This is a genomic window from Mycobacterium sp. (genome assembly GCF_049608025.1).
GTDB lineage: Bacteria > Actinomycetota > Actinomycetes > Mycobacteriales > Mycobacteriaceae > Mycobacterium.
On sequence record NZ_JBMYXC010000004.1, the window covers coordinates 70,835 to 75,202 of the forward strand.

General features: G+C 68.8%; 6 protein-coding genes. 3 read left to right on the forward strand and 3 right to left on the reverse strand.

Annotation, left to right across the window (positions count from 1 at the left end):
• Together ACPGXI_RS02595 and pheA are read right to left on the reverse strand one after the other, a co-directional pair.
• Positions 1-141, reverse strand: a 141-nt coding sequence (locus tag ACPGXI_RS02595) for a histidine phosphatase family protein (protein WP_526649608.1), incomplete at its 3' end; no start/stop codon positions are given.
• Positions 138-1,079, reverse strand: coding sequence for a prephenate dehydratase (gene pheA, locus ACPGXI_RS02600; protein ID WP_526649498.1), 942 nt, complete (start codon positions 1,077-1,079; stop codon positions 138-140). The genes ACPGXI_RS02595 and pheA, both read right to left, overlap by 4 nt.
• Before the next feature lie 111 nt (positions 1,080-1,190).
• Here pheA and ACPGXI_RS02605 point away from each other — a divergent pair, with 111 nt between their 5' ends.
• From ACPGXI_RS02605 to ACPGXI_RS02615, 3 genes are read left to right on the forward strand one after another with little or no spacing between them, the layout of a single operon-like run.
• Positions 1,191-2,042, forward strand: a complete 852-nt coding sequence (locus tag ACPGXI_RS02605; RefSeq protein ID WP_526649500.1) for a DUF2470 domain-containing protein — start codon at positions 1,191-1,193, stop codon at positions 2,040-2,042.
• 39 nt (positions 2,043-2,081) lie between these two features.
• Positions 2,082-2,849 (forward strand): CPBP family intramembrane glutamic endopeptidase, encoded by a 768-nt coding sequence (locus tag ACPGXI_RS02610; protein WP_526649502.1) that lies wholly within the window; start codon positions 2,082-2,084, stop codon positions 2,847-2,849.
• A gap of 25 nt (positions 2,850-2,874) precedes the next feature.
• Entirely contained in the window at positions 2,875-4,128 is a 1,254-nt protein-coding gene (locus ACPGXI_RS02615; protein ID WP_526649504.1) for an LCP family protein, read from the forward strand.
• Here the strand turns inward: ACPGXI_RS02615 and ACPGXI_RS02620 are convergent.
• On the reverse strand, positions 4,125-4,368 hold a 244-nt coding region (locus tag ACPGXI_RS02620; RefSeq protein WP_526649506.1), incomplete at its 5' end, for a glycerophosphodiester phosphodiesterase family protein. The genes ACPGXI_RS02615 and ACPGXI_RS02620 overlap by 4 nt on opposite strands.

Genomic DNA, 4,368 nt, shown 5'->3' on the forward strand with positions numbered 1-4,368 from the left:
CCGGGGCAGCGATCGGGCGAAAGCCCTGGCCTGCTCGCGACCGAGATCGGTCAGCTCCGCACCCGGCGGTCGAGTATCCAGGCGGCGGTCGACGTTGCCGTGCGTCTGGCCATGCCGCAGCAACACCAACCGGCCGGTCACGAGCGACCATCCTTCAGGCGCTTCAGCCAGGCCACCGACTCGTCCGTCGGCGGCGGCGCGGCTCCCACAATCTCGCCCGTCGGCCACGAGCCCAGATAGCGCACCTCGGCGCACCTCCGGTGCAGCGCACGCAGCGCCTCGGCCACCGAGTCGTCGTCGATGTGCCCGACGAAGTCGAGGAAGAACACGTAGGTGCCGAGCTCGGTGCGAGTGGGTCTGGACTCGATGCGGGTGAGATCGATGTCGCGGACCGCAAGCTCGCTCATGGCCGAGACCAGCGCACCGGGCACGTTGTCCAATCGCAGCACCACCGACGTCCGATCGGCTCCGGTGCACTTCGGCGGCGACGCCGGCAGACCCACGAGGACGAACCGGGTACGGGCATTGGATTCATCGACGACGCCGGTGGCCAACGAGTCCAGTTCGTAGCGTTGGGTGGCCAGCGCCGTGCTCACTGCCGCATCTGCCTTGCCAGCGGCGACGTCTTGCGCGGCGGCGGCATTCGAATTGGCCGGAATCAACTGGGCGTCGGGAAGATGCTCGGCCAGCCAGCGGGTGACCTGGGCTGCGGCGACGGGGAACGCCGCCACGGTGCGCACCTCCGAATCGGCGGTGCCGGGCCGCACGGCGATGGTGAACGAAACATCGAGGGTCAACTCGGCGAAAATCTGCAGCGGCGTGTCGGTAGCCAAGCTGTCAAGCGTGGGCAACACGGATCCGTCGATCGAGTTCTCTATCGGGACGCACGCGAACTCGGCATCCCCTGAACGGACGGCGGCCAAAGCGGCGGGAGTGCTGTCTGCTGCGATCGGCGTGACGTGCTCGCTTTCGGCGCCTCCAGAGCGATCGTCCGGCGGGACCAGGCCATTGGCTGCAATGGCACGCAGGGCAGCCTCGGTGAATGTTCCTTCGGGGCCGAGATAGGCGATGCCGGGCACCGTTCCAGCGTATCGGTTCGGTTCGGTCGTCCCATTCTGCTGCGCCGGAGCCTTGCACACCGAACTGATTCTAGTTAGGTTAGCCTCACTTTACCGAAGAAGGGCGACGTGATGCCATCTCCTGCACCGACTCAGTTTCCCACCGCCGCGGAACGGATCCGCAGCACGTGCGCGCGGGGCGCCGGCGCGACGCTGGCCATCGAAGACCGTGAAGGCCGCGGCCCGACCGCCACACCGGTGCACCACCTACTCGAGGACGGGTCGCTCGCGATCACCGTGCCGGTCGACGGAACCGCCTCACAGACGGTCTCCCCTGCGACCCACTCTGGCCTGCAGGCGATGGTCGAGCTGACCGACTACGCACCGCTGCCCCTGCGCGAGCCGGTCCGGTCGCTGGTGTGGATTCAGGGCACGCTGCGCGATGTGCCGGCCGACATCGTGGCCGGCCTACTGGATGTAATCGCCGCCTCCGACCCGAATCCGGCTCTGCTGCAAGTCAATACAAAGCCCAACCTCGACCCAGAGTACAACCGGACAGCCGGCGGCGCCGAGCCGCACGTGCGCTACACGTTGATGCGGCTGGACATCGAATCGGCGGTGGTGGCCGACGCGACCGGGGCCGAGTCCGTGACACCGGGTGCGCTGCTGAGTGCCGACCCGGATCCTTTCTGTGCCATGGAATCACCCTGGCTCCAACACCTGGAGTCTCACCACCGCGACGTCATCGAGCGGCTTGCCAGCCGGCTTCCCAGGTCGTTGCGCCACGGCCGCGTCCGGCCGCTGGGACTTGACCGCTACGGCGTGCAGTTGCGAGTCGAGGACGAGGGGGCCGACCCGCACACCGACCACGACGTCCGGCTGCCGTTCGCCAGGCCGGTGCACGACGCCACCGGGCTGAGCCAGGCGATCCGGGTGCTGATGGGGTGCCCGTTCCTGACCGGATTGCGCGCCCGCGGCGCCTGAGCGCCACCACCTCGCCGCCGCCGGGCTACCGTGGCTGCGGTGAACGAGGCCGAGGACGAGCTGACCGATGCGCAGCGGCGTGCCTTGCGCATCGAGATCGCCATCGTGCTGGCAGTCTCGTTTGCCCTCAGCGCCTACACCGCAGTGCTTCACCTGATCGAAAGCACACTGCTGGGCCTATCGGGCCAAACCGTGGCATTGAACCCGAGCCGCTCGCCGTACGGGCTCATCGACCTCGGCCTGAACCTGGCCGGAGTGTTCCAGCTGCTCGCTTGGGGAGCGCTGGCGGTGTACCTGCTGTGGCGCAGCGGTTTCAGCCCCTCACAGATCGGACTCGGTCGAATCCGTTGGCGGCCAGACGTTCTCGGCGGAGTGGGGCTGGCCACCCTCATCGGCGTTCCCGGCCTCGCGCTGTACCAGATCGCCCGGACGCTCGGTGTCAACGCGTCCGTGGAACCCGCCGAGTTGTACGACACCTGGTGGCGCATCCCGGTGCTGCTGTTGTTGGCCTTCGGCAACGGGTGGGCCGAGGAGGTGATCGTGGTCGGGTTCCTGCTCACCCGGCTGCGCCAGCTGAAGGTCAACCCGTGGCTTGCCCTGGCGATCTCCAGCCTGCTGCGCGGGGCCTACCACCTGTACCAGGGTTTCGGCGCCGGACTGGGCAACGTCGCGATGGGCATGGTGTTCGGCTACGCATGGCAGCGCACCGGAAGGCTGTGGCCGCTGATCATCGCGCACACGCTGATCGACACGGTCGCCTTCGTCGGATACTCGCTGCTGGCCGGCCAGCTCGGCTGGTTGCGCTGATCCAGCGAGCACGTACATTCTTGCTGTGACCGATAATCGGCCGCCGTTTCCGGGGCCGGAGCGACCCCCGGTTCCCGGCGGAGCGCCGCGCCGCCGGGAGCCGCCGCAGGTGATCCGTCGCGATCCCCATTACCCTCACCCCTCTTACCGGCCCCCCTCGCCGAACCCGCAGGCACCAGCGCCCCGGCAACCGCCGCCGGCACCAGCGCCCCGGCAACCGCCGCCGGCGCCACCGCCGGCCCGGAGGCCGCCTCAACCCCCCGCCGGCAGGCCCCCCGCCCCACCGGCTCCGCCTGCGCGCAAGCCGCGACGAAAACGCCGCTGGGGCCGGATCCTGCTGGTGTGCCTGCTGGCGTTCACCGGCACCGCGGTCGCCGTCGGTGCATGGGTTGACACATCGCTCACCCGCGTCTCTGCGCTGGGCAACTATCCCGACCGGCCGGCTCAGGGGGCCGGCAGCACTTGGCTGCTCATCGGCTCGGACAGCCGCGAGGGACTCACACCGGGACAGCAGGCCGACCTGACCACCGGCAGCGACCTTGAATTCGCCGGCGCCGCGCGCACCGACACCATCCTGATGGTGCACATCCCGGGGCTCGGCTCCGGTACACCGGCCACGATGGTGTCCATCCCGCGCGACTCGTACCTGGCCATTCCCGGCTATGGCAGCGACAAGGTCAACACCGCGTTCTCCGTCGGCGGCCCAGCCCTGCTGGTACAGACCGTCGAGCAAGCCACCGGGATACGCATCGACCACTACGCCGAGATGGGTTTCGCCGGCTTCGCGAGCCTGGTCGATGCCGTCGGCGGGGTGACCATGTGCCTCGCCGAACCCGTCAGCGATCCGCTCGCCGGGATCGAGCTGGCCGCCGGATGCCAAGAGTTCGACGGTCGTACCGCGTTGGGATTCGTCCGCAGCCGCGCCACCCCGCGCGCCGACCTGGACCGCATGACCCACCAGCGCGAGTTCATGTCAGCACTCATGCACCGAGCCGCCAGCCCCGAAGTACTGCTCAACCCACTGCGTTGGTATGCGATGACGCGCGCTGCGGCTGACACCCTCACCGTGGCCGACGGCGATCACGTGTGGGACCTCGCCCGCCTGGCGTGGACGCTGCGCGGTGATATCACCACGGTGACGGTGCCGATCGGCGAGCTCACCGATAACGGGTCGGGCTCCATCCTCATATGGGACAGCGACGCGGCGCAGCGCCTGTTCTCGGCACTGAACTCCGACTCGCCAGTACCCGAAGATGTCCTCGAGGCCGCCGACTCTTAACTCTCACCGGCGGCCTGCCCGTTCTGGAGCCAGACCTTGGTACGACCAGGATGGTTGGTTGCGATCCACGCCACGCCGAGGTCCTGGCAGTACTGCACGTCCTCATAGTGATCGACGGTCCAGCAGTACAACGCCCGACCCCGCGCGGCCGCCCGGTTCACCAACTCGGGATGCTCGCGCAGGGTCGCGATGGAGGGTCCGACCGCGGTCGCCCCAACCGTGGTGGCGGCGCCGCCTCCC